Consider the following 23,501-nt stretch of genomic DNA (forward strand, 5'->3'; position numbering starts at 1 on the left):
TTCATATCCTTATATTATAGCCGAAAAGCGTGCCGAGCGCGAGTCAGCTTCATTGACAGGCGTGGCGAGCTCCAATCCTATTGATCCAAAGGTGTACGCCTTTGTCCGGGATGGTTCCGCGAGCTCTCTGCTTGCCATTAAAATTAAAGAAGCTAGTTAAGCTACTCTGTTTTCTTCCAACAGCAAAATCCTTCAGCAATTATAAAAATTGCTATTTTTCCAAACAAGCGTCAAGCTTGAATGAAACCGTTATCTTTTTAAAGACGAAATCATCGCCTTATATGTCAAAACAAGGTACGATTAGGTTGATAGCAGCGACTCGCATTCAGCGAATAAGACTGTTATACTTATTTTTAGTAAGTGTATCAAGGAGGAGGCAATGTCATGACCCGTTTGCATCATGTGTCGCTGTTGACCGGTGATGCACCAGCGACAATTCAGTTTTATACAAAGGTTTTAGGTTTACGTCTGGTCAAAAATACCGTCAATCAGGAGAACGTTCATGTTCGACATCTGTTTTTCGGTGATTACCAAGGAACTCCTGGCAGTGTGGTTACCTTTTTTGCGATTGATCGATTGGGGCATCGCTACGATGGGCAAAATCAATTGGGTGGGATTGATCTTGCCATTCCAACTGGGTCATTGGCATTTTGGGAACAGCGTCTGCGGATGGCAGGTTGTGTGGTGACAGCCACGCTGACCAGTTTAACTTTGGTTGATCCGGCTGATACGCCGGTCAGACTGTTGGTGACCGATCAAACGTTACCAACGCAACTTGTCGTGCCAAACGATGTTCCGGGCGAAAACCAGATTACCGGATTAATTAATGTCGATCTCCCAGTGGCCGATCATGAAGCTGAAAAGACCTTCTTTCAAACCATGCTGGGTGTGACCCCCGAAAATAATCAATTCAAGCTTGAGGCCGGTAACACCTTGACCCTTAAGCCTAGCCTCACTGATAGCATCAAACGATTTGGCCGCGGAAGCATGGATCATTTTGCGTTAACCGTTGACCATGAAGAAGCACTGCCGCGACTGGGGACAATTGCCGCACAACATGGCTATGAAGTTGAGGAGTTTGCTGATCGCGGCTGGTTTAAGAGCCTATATGTTCGCGATCCTGCCGATAATCGGATTGAATTTGCCACTAAGGAACCCGGCTTTGCGTTAGATGAGCCGCTTGCCCACCTCGGCGAAGGTCTCGGACTGCCGCCGAAGTTCGAGGCACAACGTCAAGCCATTGAAACGTATTTTAAAACCAAAGGAGTGGATTTCCATGATTGAACACACATTATTAGGTATGAACCACGTCACAGCCATGGCCAGCGATCCTCAAGCGATTTTTGACTTCATGAGCAAAACGCTGGGATTGCATCTTATTAAGAAGACAGTTAACCAAGATGCGTTGGATACGTACCATTTTTATTTCACTGATGATCAAGGTACTGCCGGAACTGACATGACATTCTTCACCTTCCCTAACCAGCCTAAAGGTAAAAAAGGCACGAACATGATCTCCCGCGCAAGTTTTCGTGTGCCTAGTGATGCAGCGTTAGATTATTGGCTCAAGCGATTTGCTGAAAAAGGGGTTGCTAATGAAGGTATTAGCAATCAATTCGGTACCAAGATTATTAACTTCCATGATCAAGATGATCAACAGTATCAGCTTGTATCCGATGAAAACGATCATGGGGTTGCCGGTGGGACGCCATGGAAACACAATGACGTACCTGAGGAATTCGCGATTACTGGCCTTGGACCAGTGACCGTTACCATTTTCAACTTAGGTCATATGCAATATGTACTGACCGAGATTATGGGTTATAAGCAAATTGCTGAAGATGGCAACTGGTCACTTTACGAGGTTGGCGAAGGCGGTCATGGCGCCCAAGTGATTCTTGAGCATCGAGAAGATCTGCCGATTGCCGAGGAGGGCTTTGGCAACATTCACCACGCGGCTTTCTCGACTGAGAATCGAGAAACCTTAGGTACGTGGATTGATCGCATCAAGCAGTATCGTTTGCCGCAATCAGGTTACGTTGACCGCTTCTACTTCAAATCCGAGTATTTCCGCGCGGCACCGCAAATTTTGTTTGAACTTGCAACCACCGGCCCAGGCTTCTTACAGGATGAAACTTATGATGAAGCCGGCATTCACTTAGAGTTGCCACCATTCTTGGAAAGCAAACGCGAAGAAATTGAAAAGCAATTAACCCCAGTCAAAACCGACTGGCGCGGACGTTAATGATTGGAGGTTGCGATGGCAGAAGATAAAGTAAACTACGCATTTGTTAAAGGTGATCCAACTGTCTCACCATTACTATTACTGCATGGCCAAGGCGGCGATGAAAATGACTTACTGCCAATTGGCAAGTACCTCTCGCCAAATAGTCCCATGTTGTCGATTCGCGGTCGCGTGCAAGAACAAGGCATGAACCGCTACTTCAAGCACACGGAAAATGGCGGCTTTGATTTAAACGATCTTGAACAGGAGACCACTTGGCTATTTTCAGTGTTAAATGACCTTTGCCGGAAATTTGACATCGACTATGAGCGATTTATCGTGATCGGCTATTCTAACGGCGCTAACGTTGCTGCACGGGCGCTATTGACGCGAAGTGATACATTCCACACAGGCATTTTCTTTCACCCGATGGCACTTTCGACAGTCGATTCAAAACAAGATCTTAGCGATGTCAAAGTCTGGATGTCACATGGCGATCAAGATCCGATTGTGCCAGCACAAAACTTCAAAGTGCTCGATACGTACCTTGAAGAGCAAGGTGCCGATGTCACGATTTTCCGTCATGGGCAAAGTCACAATTTGAATGAAGAAGAATTGACAAACGCCAAAAGCTGGCTGGCAAAGAGTGGTCGGTTAGCTGATTGGCGACGGAGGTGAAAGACTATGCAACGTTTTGGTTTTGAACAGTATGGTGATCCGAGCGTTTTTGAAACCATTGAGGCGCCGATTCCCGAACCAAAAACTGGTCAAGTACAATTGCAGGTTCTTGGCTTTGGCTTGAATCCCTACGATGCTTCACTGCGTCGTGGTGAACAAGCGGCTTTTCGAAAAGTTAAGTTCCCAGTTGTCCCCGGCACAGATGTTCTTGGGCGAATTACCAAACTCGGCGAAGGGGTGACTGACTTTGCTATTGGTGATCTTGTCTTGAATTATCGACCAATTGGCGGTTACAGCGAGTATGTCACCGCCTCAACTTCAAAAATTTACAAAAAACCGACTGCCTTAAGCTTTTTGGACGCTGCTGCACTACCGCAAGTTGGCTTAGCTGCTTTTAACATTTTGCACTATATGCTGTCACTTAAGCCTGGCCAAACTTTGGCAGTCATTGGCGCAAGCGGCGGTGTTGGTGCTATCTTGGTGCAGCTCGCCAAGTTTGAAAAATTAAATGTCATTGCCGTTGCAGGTGCCCAACACCACGACTATTTGCAACAACTCGGGGCCGATCAGATTTACAGCTATACAGATGATTTACCTGACAGCCGTGCTGATGCTGTGGTCAACGCCGTTTTTGGCGCTGCAGACCACGGTGCCTCGCTAAAGCTTGTCAAAGCTGGCGGTCAATATGTGACGACCGCTTATGCTGACGTTGATGTTAGCAGCAAGCCCGGCACAACCCACCTGCAATTGAACCCATCGAAGGACTATTCTGTTCATGATGGCTTTGCCTATTTAGTTGATGTCGCCCAAAAATGGGGTCTGCAAGTTCGTGTAGCGCAATCATTTGCTTTTACCGTGGATGGCGTCATTGCTGCGCATGAAATGTTGGAAACACACCACGCCCCGGGCAAGTTGATTGTGATGCAAGATCGTCATGTCACCCATCCGGTTCGTAAAGACATCAATCAACTTTAAACAAAAATTGGGTTAACGCCTTGTCCCGCTTGTTTTCACGCCGTATGATAAACGGGTGAACGAAAGGCGGGACAACATGAAAATTGCAGTTTATTGTGGCGCCAATAGTGGCGCGGATCCAGCATTTCTACAGGCAGCAAGCAAAGTTGGCGCATGGATTGCGGCACGTGGCGATACGCTGATTTATGGCGGCGGTAAACTCGGACTAATGGGCGCAGTTGCGCAAAGTGCCCTTGACCATGGCGGTGACGTCATCGGCATCATGCCGCAAGTGCTCGCTGATCGCGGCTTAGCCATGCCAGCCTTGACGCATTTAGAAGTCGTTGCTGACATGGGAACGCGAAAAGCCAAAATGATCGAGATGGCAGATGCCGACCTTGCCCTTCCCGGCGGTCCTGGCACTTTGGAAGAAATCACCGAAGCAATTTCCTTCTCCCGAATTGGCCTTAACGCAAGCCCAACGATCCTGTTTGATCAAAATGGGTATTACCAACCTTTGAAACAGATGTATCAAACCGCAGTTGACCAAGGTTTCTTTGATCAGGATGCGTTCGATAACGTGATATTCTCGGATGATCTAACCGCCATCAGTACGTTCATTGCCAACTATCAACCGTTGGGGGTTCGGCAATATCATTAAACAGGTTGAGATATTATTCTCAGTCGGTCAACAAAAAGGAACGATTTTTCACTATGGAAAAATTGTTCCTTTTTGCCTGCTCATGGATTATTTACTTAAAAAACCGTAGTGCCAAGGCGGAGCAATCGTAGGCCAGATGGGGCTCAGCCGTGGAAACAACACAGCGACCGGGCTTTGTCGCTGATGTTGTTAGGCGACTTCGAGACCGGTTTTTGGGCTCGAAGCGCCGTCACAGCGTTCCAGCCCCATCTGGCCGGAGATTGCGGAGTTTGGCACGGCAAGAAAGTTTTAGCCTAGCAACTTTCTACGATTATTCGGAATTTAATGAATCACAAGTCTTGCAAGGAAATTATGGCTCAGCCTCTTTTTTTAAATGTGACCCCATGTTTTTCACTTATATACGCAAAAAGAGCATGTCAGCTCGTCAAGGCGAGTTGTGACATGCTCTTTTAAATTGGCATTAAGCCAAAGCTTTTTTAGCTGTGTCAGCCACAGCCTTGAAGCCATCTGGATCGCTAACAGCAAGGTCAGCGAGCATTTTACGGTTCATGTCGACATTTGCAACCTTCAAGCCATGCATTAGCTTGCTGTAGGAAATATCGTTCATGCGTGCCGCGGCGTTGATCCGTGCAATCCAAAGACGACGGAAATCACGCTTCTTAGCGCGACGATCGCGGAAAGCATAACGGTATGACACCATGACTTGGGCATTAGCTGCCTTAAACAGCAAATGCTTGGCACCACGATAGCCCTTAGCGAGCTTCAGTACCTTCTTACGACGCTTACGAGTAACTGTTCCACCTTTAACACGTGGCATTAGAATTCCTCCTCAAATCAAATCCGATAGATTATTATTTCATCTGGCTGAGCATCTGGCGGATCCGCTTCATATCTGAGTGGGATACCAATGCTGACTTACGCAATTGACGGCGTTGTTTCTTGGTCTTGCCGTGGAAACGGTGAGACGTATAAGCATGACCGCGCTTCAGTGCACCTGATGCGGTTTTCTTAAAACGCTTTGCGGAAGCACGGTGGGTCTTGAATTTTGGCATGACTTTTTCCTCCTGTAAACATCAGCGTGTTGCTGGTGAAGTTCACCAGCTTGCGCTTTTTATACGATCTTGCCGAAAACTACTTCTCGGCACGCGGTGCAAGCATCAAGAACATGCTGCGGCCGTCCATCTTAGGATGCGTTTCAACAGCAGCAATTTCCTTAACGGCATCCGCCATCTGCTCAAGGACTTTGCGACCAAGGTCCTTATGCGTGATTGCCCGACCACGGAACCGAACGCTGACTTTAACCTTGTCACCTTTTTCAAGGAACTTGGTGGCGTTCTTGAGTCGAGTATTGAAATCTGCTTCACCGATGGTTGGGCTTAGGCGGATCTCCTTGATGGTGACAGTCTTTTGTTTCTTCCGAGCATCGCGCTCTTTCTTTTGAAGCTCAAACCGGAATTTCCCGTAATCCATAATACGGGCAACCGGTGGCTTGGCATTAGGCGATACTAGGACAACATCTAAATTTGCATCCTCGGCAATGGCCAAGGCGTCACGCGTACTCTTAACGCCGAGCTGTTCACCGGTCTGGGAGATCAATCGAACTTCACGTGCGCGAATACTGTCATTGACTATCAGATCTCTTGCTATGGTTGTTCACCTCCGTGTGAATTTCAGAGAAAAAACAAAAGCAGCGTGGCCACAAAGACCCCGCTGTTCATTAAATACCGAACTAATGAGCCTAGCGGTCCAAGGACTTAGGCGAGAAGCGGGAACTTCTGCTTTTTCTCAACGGATATAACTATACAGGAACATTCAGGCGACGTCAAGTTTCAGCTTTTAGCGATTTTACCGCTGATAAAATGGCGCAAACTCACCGCTCACATAGCGTCCTAATTCATTGTCATTAGGACTTACGTGGAATTGGGTCGTTTCTGGTAAATAAGCTTCTGCAAAAGCAACAACGGCGTGTAGGTCTGTTCCTTTATCTGCATCTACGACCAGCAACAGGCTTTGGGTATCATCAGCGCGGATCATGGTGGTCAAATAGGCTGCATGAACAGTTCTCAGCTTCGCCAAGTAGTCGCGCAAGTGCTTAACTAATGTGGCGGTTTCACGCGGCGGTTCACCGATCCGCACAGCCTCACCATTTTTAGCACTATCAGGTTTAGCCACGTAAAACAAGTTGGCGCGTGATAGCAGCATATTTTCGCCGTATGGATTGATGGCGACACCTTGTATATCGTGATCTTCGTATAAAAAGTTGGCACAGTCATTGATGGTGGCAACAGCGTATTGATCATGATCTGGGCTTTTACCGAAATTAGCCTGGTCGGTAAAAATTGGTAAGAAGTCCTGTCCTTGATCATCCGTAATCATGACGATTGTCGGATCACCATCTCTCGTTGTCCCAACAGGCAATATGAATTTAGCAGTCTTTAAAGCAGCGTAAAAAGCGGCTTGGGTCTCCTCATTCTGATCAGCCCGTAATAACTGAATCAAATGAATAAGTTGTGGATTTTGAACAATTGGTTCATCAGTCATCATCGTTTTCCCCTTTATCTCGTTTCTGATCGGCACTCACTTTGCCACGAAACCTGCGTAATTTTTTTGGTAGGCCAACCAGCCATGAGAGTAACACAATGCCAACACTGCCGAAAACAGCCACACCTTGAGGTTGAAATTCAATTTTAGCAAACCACCAAGTTGCGATGCCATAAGCACCAACAACAGTTAGCAACATCACAATGCCCATGATCACTAACAGGCCACGGCCGCGATGGGCAATTAACCAGTAACCGCGCTGATTCGGGGTCCGCCATGGCAGCTTCATGTAAGCGAACAAAACCACCAAATACAAAACGGCAGCGAGGATCTTTGTGACCACGAATAAGACGAGCCATGAAGCCCATAATGCGATAAACACCGATTCACCCTTTCTTTTGACGTGTGTCGTAAATGTGTCCAGTTTATCATACATGCTGAAAACAAATGGCGGATGTGCTAAATTTGGCGAGAACAAACCTGTTCCTAAAGATACTAACAACAAAATTATGAATGAATGGAGAAATCACCATGGCAACAATTGACTTAGTGAGGCATGCTGAACCAGACATCACGATTCATGATGATTTTTTGCGGCCACTGACCAGCGCTGGTCAGCGGCAAACTCAGCAGTTGGTTGACAGTTTGCATCAATATCCGTACACGGCCTTTTTTTCAAGCCCACTCAAACGTGCTGTTGATACGATCACACCGATTGCAGATGATCACGGCTTACCCGTTCAAAAAAACGAACTATTGGTGGAGCGAAAAATGCCTGCATGGCTGCCAAATTTTTCTGACTATGTTAATCAGCAGTGGCAAGATTTAACATTCTTTGAAAAACCTGGTGAATCTATTCATCAAGTTCAAGAACGTTACCTTTCATTTTTATATGGACTGCCAAGTTCGGCATTCGTCGCTGTCGGTAGTCATGGCACGGCGATAAGCAGTCTTGTCGAAGCGGCCATCCCCGGTATCGGCTATCATTTTTTCTCGAAACTTGGTTACGCCGCTGTCACCCGTATCGAAATGCATGCAGGCAATATGGTTCACCTAGCTGTCTGGGAACCAAAATCAAAGACATTTAAAGTTCTAAAATAGTGTTTCCAAACCTCAAAATAATCCAAAACTGATGGCGCTTTTCGGGATTTTGATCAAAAGAAAAAGGAGCTTTGAGAACAATGTCTCAAAAGTTCCTTCCCCATTTGATTGAAAATGACACTAATCACCTAAAACCTTGGTCGCTTCGCCTGGCTTGGTTTTGCCGTCACGGCTGTAATTCTTCACTTCAGCGACTAAAGCATCGATGAACATGTTGCCTGCTTCTTCTTTGGTGTGTTCATCCCCATAGCGGCGAACCGAAACCGCAGCATCATTCAATTCCTTATCGCCGACAACAACGGTGTATGGAATCTTCTTGGTTTGCGCTTCACGAATCTTGTAGCCCATCTTTTCGTTCCGATCGTCAACTTTAACGCGGAGACCGGCGACTAACATTTGTTTCTTAATGCGATTGACGTAATCCAGATGCAGATCATTGTTGACTGGAATCAAAACAGCTTGTGTCGGTGCTAGCCAAGTTGGGAAGGCACCCTTGTAGATTTCCGTCAGATAGGCAATGAACCGTTCCATCGTGCCGACAATCCCGCGGTGAATCATGACTGGCCGATGCTCTTCACCGTCTTTACCGACGTAGGTTAGATTAAACCGTTCCGGAAGCATAAAGTCCAGTTGAATGGTTGACATGGTTTCGTCATTGCCAAGTGCGGTCTTCGTTTGGATATCCAACTTTGGACCATAGAAGGCAGCTTCACCTTCGGCTTCGTAATAATCCAGTTTCAAGTCGTCCATGGCACCTTTTAACATGCTTTGGCTACGGGTCCACATTTCGTCATCATCGAAGTATTTTTCGGTGTTCTTAGGGTCACGATATGAAAGCCGGAAACTGTAATCGGTGATATTGAAGTCTTCGTAGACATCCATGATCAAGCGCAGAATCTTTTTGAATTCTTCTTGAACTTGGTCTAAAGCAACAAAAGTATGACCATCGTTCAGCGTCATTTCACGGACACGTTGCAGGCCGGACAGGGCACCTGACTTTTCATAACGGTGCATCATGCCGAGTTCTGCGATCCGCAACGGTAATTCACGATAAGAGCGAATGTGATGGTTATAAATCTGAATATGGCTTGGGCAGTTCATTGGCCGCAATTCCAACATTTCGCCGTCACCCATGTCCATTGGCGGGAACATGTCTTCGCGATAGTGATCCCAATGACCAGACGTCTTATAGAGATCCAAGTTAGCTAAAACAGGTGTGTAGACGTGTTCATACCCATCAGCAATTTCCTTGTCAATGATATAGCGTTCGATAACACGACGAATCGTGGCACCATTTGGCATCCAGTACGGCAAGCCTGCACCAACCTTAGGATCAACGAAGAATAGATCCAAATCACGGCCGATCACCCGATGGTCATGTTCAGCAGCTTCTTGGCGTCGTTTGGCATCATCTTCCAGACCCTTTTCGCTCCAATATGCCGTGCCGTAGATCCGTTGCAGCATCGGGTTGCTGCTCTTGCCTTGCCAGTAAGCACCAGCCACTGACAGCAGCTTCAGATGCTTCAAGTCCTTGAGACTTGGGAGCAACACTTTTTCTTCAAAATCAACGAAGTCGCCTAACTTATAGCCTTTGATCGGATCGCCAGCAGCTTCAACCAACTGCTTCTTGAATGGATCATTTTTGAAGGCTTGGAAAGCTTCGGCGCGACTCAACACAACTGGTTCAAGTGCCGCGTTTTCCTTGATAATCGCTTCCATTTTCTTTTGAACGGTTGGCAAATCATCAACACTCACCTGACCGTCAGCACGATCGGTATCGTAGTAAAAACCGTCTTCCGTTGCTTGACCCTGACCAAAATGAATATCCGGGTATAAGTCTTTCAAAGCAGCGGCCAGCACAAACGCTGCTGTTTGCCGCAAAACGGTCAAACCTTCTGCATCATCCTTGGTCATAATTTGCAATTGACCAGAATGCGCAATCGGTTCGTCATAAGCGATCAAATCGCCATCTAACTTGCCAGCGACAGCCTTCTTTGCCAAGCTATTACTAATACCCTCGGTGATTGCCTTAACTGTGGTGCCATCAGGAAACTGTTTGACGTTACCATCAGGAAATGTAATATCTAATGCCATGAGTAAGACTCCTTTATTGTTTTTTCGAAGAAACCAAAAAATCCCTGACATCTCTTAAGAGATATCAGGGACGATCAGTGATCGCGGTTCCACCCAGTTTGCCAACAGCACCGGCTGTTGGCCACTTAATTGACGCGTAACCTGCGTAACAGGGCCTTGCGGCAATCTCGAGAAGTGGTTCGGATCAGATCTTGCAAGACTTTCAGCCATGGTCTCGCTCTCTATTGGATGATCCTTTGTTGCTTCCGTCTTCGATAGCTTCATTGAAACACATTGCGCAGTCAGGTGCAAGAGGTTTTCTGAAAAAGAGCGCTCTCTGGCGCGTTTAGGAACCGGAACATAAGGACCTCAAGCCTCAATGGCGGGGCTTTGGCCATTTAGGCTTGAGGTCCTTATGTGCAGATTTCTGCGCCAGAGAGCGCGTTTCAGCCACAGCGTGAACTAGCTCCGTCCGCACGGCTACAATTAATTCTGGAAATAACATCATCCGCCAACGGTTTACAACTGAATAGCGCTACTTTGAGCGTCAATCTGCCAATGGATTGCGCCGATTTTCACCGCCGACCTGCACTTCTTTAGCTAAAAAATGAATCCGTTCCATGATGCGCTTGGCTTTGAGCATCTCTGAATTTCCGCGATCTGTGCCGGCAAGTGAGGCAGTTAAATCTTCCATGCTTTTATTCGAGCTAAACAAGGTCGGCATTTTTTCCTGCATGCGATACTGCAAAATGATGCCAAGAACATCGTCGCGAACCCATGGGCTAATGCTTTCAGCACCGATATCATCAAGAATCAGAACTTGCGCGCGTTTGATGCGATCAATCTTTGGCAAGACGGTGTTGTTCCCGATGGCATTTTTCATTTCAACCACAAATGTTGGGACATGAATCAAGGTACTGGCAATCCCGCCTTTTTCGGCAAGATCATTGGCGATCGCGCCAAGCAAATATGTTTTGCCGACTCCAAATGGACCACTCAAATATAGTCCTTGATGAAAAGCCTTAGGATCGGCAACAACGGCGAGAACGAATTGATTAGCCGCCAACAAAGCATCCATCCGCTCATCAGTCGGATCGTAATTGGTTAAGCTTGCCCCACGAATGTCCTTGGGCATGTTAACCGATGTGACTAAGGAAGCCTGTTTAGCCTCCTCATCGGCCGCAATTTTGGCATCTGTTGGTTCATAAGCGACGTCAATCAAACCGTTAGCTGCCACTAGGGTCGGCTTATAACCCGGTGCCAATGGTAATTCGCCACGAGCAATTTTGTTTCGTTCGCTGACAAATTCGTAGATCTTCGCGGTTCCGCGATCAATCGCATCATCGGCGAGTTCGCCGGTATGTTGTTTTAGAAAAGCCTGAACTTCAGGGTCCTGCAAGGCTTCTTTGACCATCTTGAAATAACGATCCCGCCACTGTCGAGAATCCATCAACATGGCAATTCGTTTCCGCATATCTTCCATCAGTTCGCGCCTCCTTTATCACCGAGTTCACGCAGTTTCGCCAATTGGGCTGCTAGTTTCTCGCGGTCAGCATCGCTCACCTTTTTCTTTTCAGGCTGGTAACCTTCTTGTGCCCAATCTGGCAACTTCTCCTGCCGCGGACCTTTGGCGCTACCTTGACGCCGTTTTTGGCCACTGGCCTTCTGTTTTTCAAAGTCACTTATCTGTTTCAAAGCAGCCTCGGGACTGTTCACATTAGCTTTCAGCCAACTGTTAGCAATTGCATCAAGCAATGCCTGATTAATACTGTCATTGGTTCGTAAAATATAATCAATCAAAATATTGATCGTCGGCGCATCGAACACATTCCGCTCACTCAGCTGCTGAACGGCACGTAACTCGTTGTTAGCCGGGTACATTCGGACATTTTTTGCCTGCTTGGCGGCGGTTAAGAATTGGCGCGGTGGCATACTTTTGGCTTTTTGCAACAAAGCTTCGTCAGCTGATGCCACTTTTGGCGGCGCCGTCGTGGTCGTCGGCTGCGCATGTGGTTGTGCTCGGGTGTAGCCTTGTTCAGCTAAGCGCCGCAATTGACTCAAATTAATCTTGCCGGTCATGACATCTGTGGCGCGACTAATCAAGCGAGCAAAATCCGGCGGTTGAATCCCGTAAAAACCGGCGATTTGATACAACGCTTCCTGATGCGTTGCGAGTTGCCCCGCTTGAATATTACTATTCGCCAGCATCGCTTTGACTAATGCCCAATCATAGCCGCCGCCTGTGCCAAGCCGTGGCCGCGTGGCTTCTTTTTGCGTCATATCTGATTTAGCTGCCACCACTGCTGGTGGTTCCTTGCTCAAATCATGATCAAACCGAAACACATCGAGAAAACTGGCTGTAATCTCCTGCCATTCAGGTCTGCGGACTGGTTTGAGGCTAAATTGGCCAACCAGCTCATCGTATCTTTTTTCCCCAACTTTGTCGTATAGGAGCAACCCGAGAAGATCGTCCTTGAAAAAGGCATCAGGTGCCACCGGTGCATACAACTCATAAGCGTAGTAACGCCCTAATGAGTCGACTTGCGTATAAGTGCGCAATAACCCGACCGCCTCCAGTTTGACACGCGCATTGAATAATTGATCAATATCAATATCTAACAAATCCAGCAGCCATAATTGCAGACGTCGATCAGTCACTAGTGCGCGATCTTTAACTTCCTGCCACAGGCTCAGATACAATGCCATCGCAATCGGCCCGATGAGCGGCTGATAGAGTGAAATTGCTACTTTTTCGTCAAAATCACTCAAATGACCGGCTTTTGTTAACACAAACCCTGCCTGTGGACTAAATGTATCAGGACGTTGCATGCACTTTCACCTCTTTTCAGACAACGGACCTGAGACATTTGCCTCAGGTCCGGTTTACCATTTTCAGCTGCGATGATCTTTACTTCTTGGTCTTTTCTTTCTTCATCATGTCCTGCAGTTCCTGCATGAAGACAGACATATCTTTAAACTGTCGATAAACGCTGGCAAAACGGATATAGGCAACATCATCGACATCGGCTAGTTTAGACATGACAAACTCACCGATCGCCTGACTGGAGACTTCGTTTTCACCAATCGCACGCAACTGATTTTCGACAGAATCGACAATACTTTGCATTTGTTCCATGGTAACCGGCCGTTTTTCAGCAGCCCGAATAAGTCCTTTTAGGATCTTCTCACGATTAAATTCTTCACGTGTACCATTCTTTTTGATCACTAACAGCGGGGTTTGTTCAACCCGTTCAAAGGTTGTAAACCGAAACCCGCAATTTTCGCATTCGCGACGGCGGCGAATCGCACGGCCACCGTCTGTTGGTCGGGAATCGACAACTCGCGAACTATTATGATGGCAATGGGGACATTGCAAGACTCCACCCTCTTAATCAAAGTTTGATAGCTTATTATAGCACGCGTAAGCCGCTTATGATAGCCGTTGCAGCCGGTGGATCAAGGCATTGGCTTGGGCAATGGTTGCCTCTTGAGTCCCATTATTATCAATCACAAAATCTGCCAATGCTGCCTTTTGCGCTAACGGCATTTGCGATTGAATTCGGGCCTCCGCGTCAGCCTGTGAGAGCCCGTCTCGTGCCATTAAACGCGATAGTTGGATATTGGGATCAACGCTCACAACCGCAACACCATCAAAGTCATCGGCATAATCGGCCTCATACAACAAAGGAATGTCGCCGACAACGATGGCGGCCCCACCGGCTTTTGCCTGTGCAAGTGCCTGACTGATGGCCTCGCGCAAATAAGGCCGATTGATCTGATTCAAGGCTGCCATTCTGCCTGGCTGGGAAAAAACAATCTCGGCCAGCTTGGCGCGATCTAGGCTGCCATCCGCGCGCAGCACTTCAGGACCGAAAGCTTGAGCAATGCGCGCAAGAACAGGCTGCCCAGGCTCGACAATCTGGCGGGCAATGACATCAGCATCCACCACCGGAAACCCAGCGGCTTTGAAAGTGCGGCTCACCGTCGATTTCCCCGATGCAATGCCACCGGTTAACCCCAAGAGATAAGTCACGCTGGCCGCCTCCTTTGATGTAATGGCTGACAGTGTGGGCAGTAATGGGTTCCGCGCTGACCAACCTTAATTTTGACAATCGTCGTGCCGCAGCGATCGCACGGGGTACCTTCCCGATCATAGACGTGCAAGGCATTTTGAAAAGAACCGCGATTGCCTTCTGCATCAACATACGTATGCGCGCTGGTGCCACCTGCCGCAATGGCTGCATTTAATTCTTGGATAATCGCGTCATGCAGTGTTTTGATTTCTTTAGATTTCAAGGTATCAGCTGGCTGCAGCGGATTGAGCCGACTTAACCAAAGTACCTCATCAGCGTAAATATTGCCCACACCAGCGACCACGGTTTGATCGAGTAAAACCGACTTAATCGGTTTATGATGACGTTTCAAACGCTGGGCAAAGTCCGCTTCGTCAAAGGTGCTTGGGGTTGGTTCCGGCCCAAGTTTAGCAAGTGCTGTGACCTGATCCTCCTGCCCGGTTTTGATCAGCCGCATCCGCCCGAACTTTCGCAGATCCCGATAGCGCAACTGACTGCCATCCTGAAAAGTGAACGTAACGTGATCGTGCTTGTCAAAAGGTGTGTTTGCATCTTTGACAACATAGTAACGCCCTTCCATACGCAGATGGCTGATGATCGTTTCACCATTGCTGAGGCGCATCAAAAGATACTTGCCGCGCCGATCAATGGTCGTGATCTCACTGCTGACAATTTCCTTTTGAAAAGTCGCCAACCCATTGATCAGGATTTTCTCCCAGTTAGTGTTGATGGCGGTAATGACTTTATTTTTGACTAACGGCAGAAGCGAGCGGCGAACTGTTTCCACTTCAGGTAATTCAGGCATTGAAATCTCCTTATTTAGCGTCGAACCAAGTTGGTCCATAATGACTTTCAACCTTTAATGGCACATCAAGGTGAACTGCTGAGTCCATGACTTTGGGCACGAGCTCGCTAAGCTGGGCAATTTCTTCTTCAGGTGCCTCGAAGATGAGTTCATCGTGAACCTGTAGAAGCATTTTAGCTTGCAAACCGGCCTCATCCAAGGCCTTTTGCATGCGAATCATGGCTACCTTGATAATATCCGCAGCGCTACCCTGAATCGGCGTATTCATAGCGGTCCGCTCGGCAAACTTACGCAGATTGAAGTTGCGTGAGTGAATTTGTGGCAGATAGCGCCGCCGATGGAACAGGGTTTCGACATAGCCGTCTTCACGCGCCTTCTTGACCATCGCATCCATATAATCATGAACCTTAGGATATTGATCAAAATAACCATCAATGAACGCTTTTGCCTGTTTACGGGAAATGCCAATGTTTTGGGATAGACCATAGTCACTAATGCCATACACAATGCCGAAGTTAGTTGCCTTGGCTTGCCGCCGCATATCAGGTGTGACTTGATCTGGCGAACTCAGGCCAAAAATCTTCATCGCAGTGTTGGCGTGAATGTCGACGCCATGTTTAAACGCCTCCTGCATATTCTCATCCCCGGAAATATGCGACAACACCCGCAACTCAATTTGGGAATAGTCAGAACTAAAAATTTGCCAACCTTCATGTGACGGTACAAAGGCCTTGCGGATAATCTTACCTTCATCACGAGCAGGAATATTCTGCATGTTAGGATCAACTGAGCTCAATCGGCCAGTTTGCGTCAAAGTCTGCAAATAGCGGGTATGAATCTTATGATCAGGCAATTGCGCCTTCAACAAGCCGACAACATAAGTCGAATTCAATTTAGCCCAGCCGCGATAATCCAAAATGTCCTGCACAATCGGACTTGCCGATTTCAATTCGTTCAACACGTCAACGCTTGTCGAGTAACCGGTCTTCGTTTTCTTGATCACAGGCAGATTCAATTTTTCAAAAAGAATTTCGCCGAGCTGCTTTGGTGAGTTCAAATTGAACTTCACGCCAGCTTCTGCATAGATTTTCTCTTCCAAAATCTTGATGCTTTGTGAGAATTCAGTGCCCATAGCCTTCAGTGTTTTAGCATTTAGGGTAATCCCTTGAATTTCCATTTCTGCCAAAACCCGAGAAAGCGGCATTTCCATATCTGTGAATAAGTCCGTTTGTTCCTGTTTTTCCAAATCACCAGTCAAATCAGGCCGCAATGCGAACAAAGCATCAGACTTGCGAGCAAACTGGCCAAACAGCTTATCGTCTTCTGGCACTTGCCGTTTGGCGCCTTTGCCATAAATATCCTCATCACGCGGCAAGTCATGATAATCGTGATCTTCAGCGATTTTACCCAAATCATTGCTGTTTTCGTCAGGATTAATCAAATAGGACGCCAATAACACGTCAAAAGCGATATCCGGTAATTTCACGCCGAGTCGATTAGCGGCGACGATGTTTCGTTTGCCATCAAAAACTGTCAGATCTCGTTTGGCATCTTCCAGCCACCGTTTAACCGCTGGCAGCGTCAGCAAGGTGACATCGGTACTCACATAAGTTTCTTCCTTAGTGCCAATAAAGAAACCGATTTGTTCGGCCACATGATAATTATCCTCGAGCATTTCAATCTCAAAAGTCAGAGGTTCGGTCAGTTTGGTGAGTGCAAGAATCGATTGCTCATCCAGCACGGAAAAATGAACCGCCTGAACAGGTTTAGCGACACTACCACCAATTTTTTTGAGCAACGAATTCATATTCATTTTTGTATAGAAGTCCCGGAGTTTGTCTAAATCCGGTCCAGCGTATGTCACATCCGCTAAGTCCACGGTAAGCGGTGCATCGCGATCGATCGTTGCCAACTGTTTGCTTAAGAAAGCGTTATCTTTATCGTTGATCAAATTCTCTTTAAGCTTGCTCTTTTTCATGTCATCCACATTAGCATAGAGGTTTTCCATGCTTCCGTATTGATTGAGCAATTTCAGAGCTGTTTTTTCACCGACCTTGGTCACCCCAGGATAGTTGTCCGAGGTATCACCCATCAAACCTTTGAGATCAATAATTTGAGCCGGTGTGATGCCAAGCTTTTCTTTGACATGTGCTGGGGTGTAGGCTTCAAGCTCATTGACACCCTTCACTGTCACTTGAACTGTGGTCCGATCGGTCGTCAGCTGCGTCAAATCGCGATCACCCGTGACAATCGTCGTTTCCCAGCCGGCCTCATCCGCACGCTTAGCCATTGTGCCGATAATGTCATCGGCTTCGTAATCCTTTAATTCATAATGCGCGATGCCCATGTCATCCAATAATTCCTTGATATAAGGCAATTGTTCCAGCAATTCGCTCGGTGTCTTGGCGCGACCACTTTTGTAATCAGCATATTTGGCTGTGCGAAAAGTCGTCTTGCCTGCATCAAATGCTACTAAAGCGGCATCTGGTTGGACTGCCTTTAAAACAATCTCGAGCATGTTGTTAAACGCATAAATGGCGTTGGTGTGCAAGCCATCTTGGTTCGTAAAACGGTCTAATTGATTATATAAAGCAAAAAATGCACGAAATGCGACTGAGTTACCATCGACTAATAATAATTTTGTTTTGCTCGCCATAAGTGGGCTTCCTTTTCTACGGCCGCTGCTGTCACCGCGACCTGAGTTAGTTGTCATAGTCATTGTACCAAATTCTGCTAACCGGTGACTTGCTGGTCAGGGGAAAACTGGCAGAAAACAAAAAGAGAACTGGCAAATACCAGTTCTCTTGAACATTTTTAGTTAATTATTGTTATTCCCAACACCGAGAATCTGTAGGATTGCGGTGAACAGGTTCAAGAAGTCGAGATAGAGCATTAACGCACCGAGAACCGCTAGCGAGCCTTCCGAAACGGCAGCTTGTCCATCATTGCCAGTGGTGAGATACAGGTTCTTCAGCCGCTGCGTATCCCACGCCGTTAATACAATGAAGATAATCAGGACACCGTATGAAATCAGCAGTTGCATCCCATTTGAGCCAAGGAACATATTCACAAATGACATGATGATGATCCCAAACAAGGCAACCATCGCGATACTGCCGGCTTTGCTCAAGTCACGCTTGCCAAAATGGCCAACCATCGACATGACCAGAAAGACAACCGCTGTCGTAGCTAAAGCAACGGCAAGGTTAGTACCGTCCGCAACCATGGCAACTGAAGCGAACGTGAAGCCAAAACTAGCGGACATGAGGTAAAACATCACTGTTGCATACCCCGGACTTGCCTGTGCGCGACGCCCTGTCACAAAAAATGACAAAATGATCGGCATAAAAGCCATGATCCAAAAAACAATCGGATGCCCACTCACAAAACTGGTGTACTCAGCTCTGAATGGAAATCCTAACAAATAACTGACGAGCGCCGTCACGACCAGCCCGCTCCCCATCAAGGTATAGATGCGGGAGAAGAACTGTGTCAAGCCGGCCTCGTTTACAACACGGCGTTCTTGCATAGCGTTCATTCCTTTCAAGTAACTCTTTCGAGTATCTGAAGACCATTATAACCGGAATGATGATATTTGTCAGTCAGGCGAAAGACCGATCTTTATTATGAGCAGTTTTCGATCATTTTAGACACAGTTTTCGATGTCCAACAAATCATGATCACACGGTCTATTCTTCAGCCAATATGGTTTCGTAAGCTTTTTCATACTTTTGAATATCACCGGCCCCCATAAAGACAACCACTGCATTATGATATTGCAGCAAAGGCTTCATGTCTTCCTGATGAATCACTGCAGCGCCTTTGATCTGCGCGGTGATATCTTCGGATCGGATTTTACCAGTTTTCTCACGAGCAGAACTGAAAATCGGGGTTAAGAATGTTTGATCAGCTTGGCTTAGGACCTGAACATATTGTGGCTCGTAGGCCTGCGTGCGGCTGAAGGTGTGCGGCTGAAAGACAGCAATAATCGCCTTGTCAGGATACTTTTGACGAGCAGCATCTAAGGTTGCTTTGATTTCATTCGGATGATGAGCATAGTCGTCGACGATGATCATGTCCTTGAGATCCTTTTCGGCAAACCGACGCTTAACGCCACTGAAGTTGCCGAGCTCGCGGGCAATCAACTTTGCATCCAGCTTTTCCATGTGAGCGACCGCGACCACAGCCAGTGCATTTAGGACGCTGTGTTCACCAAACAGCGGCACAAAGAAATGACCGATCAGTTGATCGTGGAAGTAAGCATCAAAGCTGCTGCCTTTCGTATCGCGATCAACGTTGCGAGCCTGAAAATCATCACGGTCACTAATCCCATAATAATAAACCGGCACCTTTGCCTTTAGCTTCCGCAGCCAAGGATCATCCCCCCAAGCTACAATTGCTTTTTTAACTTGATTGGCCTCAGTTTCGAAAGCATCGTATACATCTTCAAAACCAGTGTAGTAATCAGGGTGATCAAAATCGATATTGGTCATAATCATGTAGTCAGGATGATAGGCCAGAAAATGCCGGCGATATTCATCAGCTTCAAATACAAAGAATTTGGAGTCGGGAATGCCCTTGCCTGTGCCATCACCGATCAAATAGCTGGTTTTAGCAACGCCGCTTAAGGTATGGGCCAGCAAACCGGTTGTACTGGTCTTTCCGTGCGCACCAGCAACCCCAATACTGGTATAACCTTCAATCAGCTTGCCCAAGAATTCGTGATAACGATAAATCGTGAGTCCCAATTCCTTGGCCCGTTTGATTTCAGGATGATCGTCCGTAAAACTATTGCCAGCAATGACAGTGTAACCCGGTTTCAGGTTAGCCGGATCAAACGGCAGCATCTTAATGCCGGCAGCGGCAAGTCCTTTTTGGGTAAACGTATATTGAGTAATATCACTGCCCAAAACCTGATGCCCTAAATCATGGAGCACCAATGCCAATGCGCTCATACCTGATCCCTTGATACCAATAAAATAATAGGTTGCCTCTGTCATGACGTTTGTTCCTCTTTCTTTGCTTGACTGTAATAAACTTCCCGCGGCTTTGCGCCTTTAGCTGGCGAAACGAGATGCTTCGCTTCAAGCGCATCAATCAAATTAGCCGCGCGGTTGTAACCGATAGAAAAAACCCGTTGAAGCTTTGAAGTCGAGATATGCCGTTCACCAGATAGATAGTCTAGAACTTCAGGCATCAACTCGTCTTCATGTGACACGCTGGCTTCAGCCGATTTGACCAAGCCAGCCGGATCAAAAAGATAACGTGGTCCGCGCCGAGCTTTGACATAATCAACAATCGCATCAATTTCGCGATCCACGAAGGTTCCTTGCAGGCGGATCGGCTGACTAGCGCCATTGCCCAGATACAGCATATCACCACGACCAAGCAGCCGTTCTGCGCCTGCCGTGTCAATAATCGTTCGTGAATCAATTTGGCTGGCGGTCATGAAGGCGATGCGCGTCGGAATATTATTCTTGATGGTACCAGTAATCACATCCACACTTGGCCGTTGAGTGGCGACCAACAAATGAATCCCAGCCGCCCGGGCCTTCGCCGTGATTCGCGCAATGTCATCTTGAATCTCACTGCCCGCAGCTAGCATCAGATCGGCCAACTCGTCAATGATAATCACTAAGTATGGCAGGACTTGTGCGTATTCGTGAAAACGCTCGGCCTTTGCATTGAACTGTTCCAAATTACGGACACCAGCCGCCGCCAACTTCTTATAGCGATCATTCATTGTTGACACGACCCACTTCAAAGCGGCACTGGCAGCTTTGGGATCGGAAATAACTGGCGATACCAGATGTGGCAAGCCATTATAACCGGCAAGCTCCACTGCTTTTGGATCAATCAGTAATAACCGCACTTGTTCCGGTGTAGCCTTATAGAGCAAGGATACTAACAGACTGTTGATGAAGACAGACTTTCCCGAACCAGTTGCTCCGGCGATCAAGCCATGTGGCATCCTAGCCAAGTTGGTGACCACAGGCTGGCCAAAAAGATCCACACCTAAAGCAATCGTCAGTGGCGATTTTGCCTGCTGAAAAGCCGGGGTATCTAGGACTTCGCGTAGCATCACTGGTCGCGGTTTCAGATTTGGTATTTCAATGCCAACCGTATTTTTGCCAGGAATCGGTGCTTCAATCCGAATGTCTTTGGCTGCTAAGGCCAATTTCAAGTCATCATTGAGGTTTGTGATTTTATTGACTTTAACACCACTGGCCAGGCGGACTTGAAATTGGGTGACAGTCGGGCCAACAGTGTGAGCGACCACGTGTGCATCCACGTTAAAGGCTTGCAACGTTTTATCCAACCGATCGCTTTGTGCCACAACCCAATCTTCTTGGGCAGCCTGATCAACTTTGACCGGCGAAGCAAGTAGCTTGAGCGGTGGCAGTGTGCTAACCCCCGGTATTGGCCCTGTAGGTGCGGAACCTGTGTCCTCAGCCGCAGCCATTGATGAAGGTAAAATACCAGTTGACGGTGATTGCGTTAGTGCTGACGTTGAATAGTCGGCATCATTGGCTGATGGTGTTTCAGCCGTCGTTGAAGGTGGCCCTGATGTTTTTGGTGATGTTTGCATCTCTGCCTGAGCTTGCTTTGCCTTTGCCTTCTGGGCAGCTAATTCACGCCGTAGCTTTTTGGCCGCATGTTTGCGCCGCAACGCCTCAATTCTCGCTGCCTTGCGACTGTTAGGCGCATGTGGCTTATTGATGACAGACTGTGAGGACGAATCAACAAACGGCTTGTTAACCGATGCTGGAGCCTCCTCTGCCTCATCAGCGGTCACAGCGGTCAGTAATGTCTTTTTTTCGGTCTCCGCTGACTTAGCCTGTGGTTCAACAGCAGATGTTGCCGGTGTCGAAGACGATAATTGGTGCGTGTCGGTTGGTGTTACCGGTTTGGCGGCAACTGACGGTGCGGTTGCTTCTGGCAAAGTCTCATCAAGCGGCTTTTGGTTCTGCGTCCCGGCTTCATCCGATTTTTCTGCTAATAAGGTATCTTCCTGCGGTGCTTTAGAAGCGTTCGCTCGTCTGTCAGCCTCATTTTCATCTTGTTTTTCTATAAATGACGTCGTCGATTTGGCTGTATTCGTATCAGACGGTGTCAGCGAAATATCATGATTGACGGCCATCTTATTTTCGATGCCATGGCCCGCAAAAAGATAAACCGTTTGCGAATCTGGTCGCAAAATCTCAGCAATTTGTGCGTAATCGGTACGATCAACGGGACGCCGATGAGCTGTGCTGTTTGGTGTCGATAGGCGCGACAACTCATCGCGGCCCCGCGGTCGTTGCGGATAATCAAAGGCACGCAAATCGGCCTGAGCCTCCGCGACCTTGCGCGGATCCACATCAGGCTTTGGTTCGTGCGCCAATTGCGGTGGCAACTGATATTGTTCCTCGTGTTGCGCCTGTGTCCAGTCCGAAGTATTCAACTCAGATTGGGGTTCCGGCACTTTATTTTGATGTAGAAATGCCGGGCCATCATAATGCGCCATGATTGAATCCCCTTCTATTCATGTTTCTAGCAGTGCCTCTATTTTAGCATAAGCACCGCAACCAATAATCCTTGATCCCTAAAAATATCACCAGCAATTGGAAAAAGATTCATGTTAAGACCAGTGATTTTGCAATTGGAGACAAAAGAAAAGACGTAAGCACGAGGCTTACGTCAAATTTTTTCGTTATTCGCGATCAAAACAATTACAACCGGCTGTTCAGATGGGCACAAATTATGATGCTTGAACAGCAACAACGGCCTCGGCTTTTTTAGCATCAAATGGTGTGCCTGCAGGTAAACTATCAGGCATCACCAAGATACCGCGACGTTGTGGCGCGCCAGGAATGCCTAACTCACGAGCACTGCTGATCATGCCGTAAGAGTCAACACCACGCAACGAGCCCGGCCAGATAATTTTGCCATCTGGCATCATGGCACCTGGCAAAGCAACAACAACCGTTTGGCCGAGTGCTGCATTTGGTGCACCGCAAACGATTTGAACCTGTTCATTACCAATATCAACTTGCGTCACATGAAGATGATCAGCATCAGGATGATCCTTAAAATCAACAATTTTGCCAATCACAAACTTAGGGGTTTCATCGACCGCTAGTTTACCCGGCAGCCCTGCCGTCTGAATAGCCTGATTAAGCTCGGCAATTTGTGTTGCGGTCAACACAAGGCGACCTTGGCCAGTTAACTGACCCAGCCACTGTGTCACGTTGAAAAAGTTGTAGCCAATCACGTTGCCTTTATCATTGAGAATCGCAACAATGTCACCACGTCGCTGAATTGTTTGTGTTGCCGTATCCTGACCTGTGATGGCAAGCAAGGTGTCGCCAAACGCTGGTTGATTATAACTGGTAATGAGCATATAAACCT

At 47.4% G+C, this 23,501-nt stretch carries 22 protein-coding genes; 6 read left to right on the forward strand and 16 right to left on the reverse strand.

Translation table 11 applies throughout. The features are described 5' to 3' along the window. Window positions 1-384: 384 nt before the first annotated feature. From LBPC_RS08340 to LBPC_RS08360, 5 genes are all read left to right on the forward strand, one after another. Window positions 385-1,284 carry a VOC family protein gene (locus tag LBPC_RS08340; RefSeq protein WP_003575408.1) on the forward strand — a complete coding sequence of 300 codons (900 nt, stop codon included), beginning with the start codon at window positions 385-387 and terminating at the stop codon, window positions 1,282-1,284. After that, complete coding sequence (locus LBPC_RS08345) at window positions 1,277-2,245, forward strand: ring-cleaving dioxygenase (RefSeq protein WP_003565858.1); 969 nt, start codon at window positions 1,277-1,279, stop codon at window positions 2,243-2,245. Before LBPC_RS08340 ends, LBPC_RS08345 begins: the two co-directional genes overlap by 8 nt. A gap of 15 nt (window positions 2,246-2,260) precedes the next feature. Further along, window positions 2,261-2,902 carry an alpha/beta hydrolase gene (locus tag LBPC_RS08350; protein ID WP_003565860.1) on the forward strand — a complete coding sequence of 214 codons (642 nt, stop codon included), beginning with the start codon at window positions 2,261-2,263 and terminating at the stop codon, window positions 2,900-2,902. 6 nt (window positions 2,903-2,908) lie between these two features. Next, window positions 2,909-3,877: an NADP-dependent oxidoreductase gene (locus LBPC_RS08355; RefSeq protein ID WP_003660632.1), complete on the forward strand. Its 969-nt coding sequence runs from the start codon at window positions 2,909-2,911 to the stop codon at window positions 3,875-3,877. Window positions 3,878-3,953: 76 nt separating this feature from the next. Then, complete coding sequence (locus tag LBPC_RS08360; RefSeq protein WP_003660631.1) at window positions 3,954-4,517, forward strand: LOG family protein; 564 nt, start codon at window positions 3,954-3,956, stop codon at window positions 4,515-4,517. 460 nt (window positions 4,518-4,977) lie between these two features. Here the strand turns inward: LBPC_RS08360 and rplT are convergent, their stop codons facing one another. The 5 genes from rplT to LBPC_RS08385 all read right to left on the reverse strand — a co-directional run bounded on the left by rplT (window position 4,978) and on the right by LBPC_RS08385 (window position 7,440). After that, window positions 4,978-5,334: a 50S ribosomal protein L20 gene (gene rplT, locus LBPC_RS08365; protein ID WP_003565866.1), complete on the reverse strand. Its 357-nt coding sequence runs from the start codon at window positions 5,332-5,334 to the stop codon at window positions 4,978-4,980. Window positions 5,335-5,368: 34 nt separating this feature from the next. Further along, the gene (gene rpmI / locus LBPC_RS08370) at window positions 5,369-5,569 is read right to left on the reverse strand and encodes a 50S ribosomal protein L35 (RefSeq protein ID WP_003565872.1); all 201 of its coding nucleotides are present in this window, start codon (window positions 5,567-5,569) and stop codon (window positions 5,369-5,371) included. Between the two features lie 79 nt (window positions 5,570-5,648). After that, a complete protein-coding gene (infC, locus tag LBPC_RS08375) occupies window positions 5,649-6,164 on the reverse strand; it encodes a translation initiation factor IF-3 (protein ID WP_014952023.1) in 516 nt (171 codons plus the stop codon). A 198-nt stretch (window positions 6,165-6,362) separates the two neighbouring features. Further along, window positions 6,363-7,058: an enhanced serine sensitivity protein SseB C-terminal domain-containing protein gene (locus tag LBPC_RS08380; protein ID WP_003595838.1), complete on the reverse strand. Its 696-nt coding sequence runs from the start codon at window positions 7,056-7,058 to the stop codon at window positions 6,363-6,365. Continuing rightward, window positions 7,051-7,440 carry a hypothetical protein gene (locus tag LBPC_RS08385; protein WP_003588070.1) on the reverse strand — a complete coding sequence of 130 codons (390 nt, stop codon included), beginning with the start codon at window positions 7,438-7,440 and terminating at the stop codon, window positions 7,051-7,053. Before LBPC_RS08385 ends, LBPC_RS08380 begins: the two co-directional genes overlap by 8 nt. Window positions 7,441-7,589: 149 nt before the next feature. Here LBPC_RS08385 and LBPC_RS08390 point away from each other — a divergent pair, with 149 nt between their 5' ends. Continuing rightward, window positions 7,590-8,159 (forward strand): histidine phosphatase family protein, encoded by a 570-nt coding sequence (locus tag LBPC_RS08390; RefSeq protein ID WP_003579561.1) that lies wholly within the window; start codon window positions 7,590-7,592, stop codon window positions 8,157-8,159. Window positions 8,160-8,279: 120 nt separating this feature from the next. On the opposite strand, the gene thrS is transcribed toward LBPC_RS08390, so the two are convergent. The 11 genes from thrS to ytpR all read right to left on the reverse strand — a co-directional run bounded on the left by thrS (window position 8,280) and on the right by ytpR (window position 23,493). After that, window positions 8,280-10,253, reverse strand: a complete 1,974-nt coding sequence (gene thrS, locus LBPC_RS08395; RefSeq protein ID WP_032780915.1) for a threonine--tRNA ligase — start codon at window positions 10,251-10,253, stop codon at window positions 8,280-8,282. Window positions 10,254-10,779: 526 nt separating this feature from the next. Further along, entirely contained in the window at window positions 10,780-11,715 is a 936-nt protein-coding gene (gene dnaI / locus LBPC_RS08400; RefSeq protein WP_003570519.1) for a primosomal protein DnaI, read from the reverse strand. Next, window positions 11,715-13,061, reverse strand: coding sequence for a replication initiation and membrane attachment family protein (locus LBPC_RS08405; RefSeq protein WP_003579580.1), 1,347 nt, complete (start codon window positions 13,059-13,061; stop codon window positions 11,715-11,717). Before LBPC_RS08405 ends, dnaI begins: the two co-directional genes overlap by 1 nt. 79 nt (window positions 13,062-13,140) lie before the next feature. Then, a complete protein-coding gene (gene nrdR / locus LBPC_RS08410; protein WP_003565887.1) occupies window positions 13,141-13,608 on the reverse strand; it encodes a transcriptional regulator NrdR in 468 nt (155 codons plus the stop codon). Between the two features lie 54 nt (window positions 13,609-13,662). Continuing rightward, window positions 13,663-14,265 carry a dephospho-CoA kinase gene (coaE, locus tag LBPC_RS08415; protein ID WP_003579584.1) on the reverse strand — a complete coding sequence of 201 codons (603 nt, stop codon included), beginning with the start codon at window positions 14,263-14,265 and terminating at the stop codon, window positions 13,663-13,665. Continuing rightward, the gene (gene mutM / locus LBPC_RS08420; RefSeq protein ID WP_003594829.1) at window positions 14,262-15,110 is read right to left on the reverse strand and encodes a DNA-formamidopyrimidine glycosylase; all 849 of its coding nucleotides are present in this window, start codon (window positions 15,108-15,110) and stop codon (window positions 14,262-14,264) included. Before mutM ends, coaE begins: the two co-directional genes overlap by 4 nt. A gap of 10 nt (window positions 15,111-15,120) precedes the next feature. Continuing rightward, complete coding sequence (gene polA, locus LBPC_RS08425; protein ID WP_003594830.1) at window positions 15,121-17,766, reverse strand: DNA polymerase I; 2,646 nt, start codon at window positions 17,764-17,766, stop codon at window positions 15,121-15,123. A gap of 162 nt (window positions 17,767-17,928) precedes the next feature. Beyond that, a complete protein-coding gene (locus LBPC_RS08430) occupies window positions 17,929-18,639 on the reverse strand; it encodes a Bax inhibitor-1/YccA family protein (protein WP_003570523.1) in 711 nt (236 codons plus the stop codon). Window positions 18,640-18,799: 160 nt separating this feature from the next. Next, on the reverse strand, window positions 18,800-20,110 hold the full coding sequence (gene murC, locus LBPC_RS08435; RefSeq protein WP_003565897.1) for a UDP-N-acetylmuramate--L-alanine ligase: 1,311 nt from the start codon (window positions 20,108-20,110) through the stop codon (window positions 18,800-18,802). After that, a complete protein-coding gene (locus LBPC_RS08440; RefSeq protein ID WP_003660608.1) occupies window positions 20,107-22,617 on the reverse strand; it encodes a DNA translocase FtsK in 2,511 nt (836 codons plus the stop codon). Before LBPC_RS08440 ends, murC begins: the two co-directional genes overlap by 4 nt. A 234-nt stretch (window positions 22,618-22,851) precedes the next feature. Beyond that, window positions 22,852-23,493, reverse strand: coding sequence for a YtpR family tRNA-binding protein (ytpR, locus tag LBPC_RS08445; RefSeq protein WP_003565901.1), 642 nt, complete (start codon window positions 23,491-23,493; stop codon window positions 22,852-22,854). Window positions 23,494-23,501: the final 8 nt, after the last annotated feature.

The organism is Lacticaseibacillus paracasei subsp. paracasei (assembly GCF_000829035.1).
GTDB lineage: Bacteria > Bacillota > Bacilli > Lactobacillales > Lactobacillaceae > Lacticaseibacillus > Lacticaseibacillus paracasei.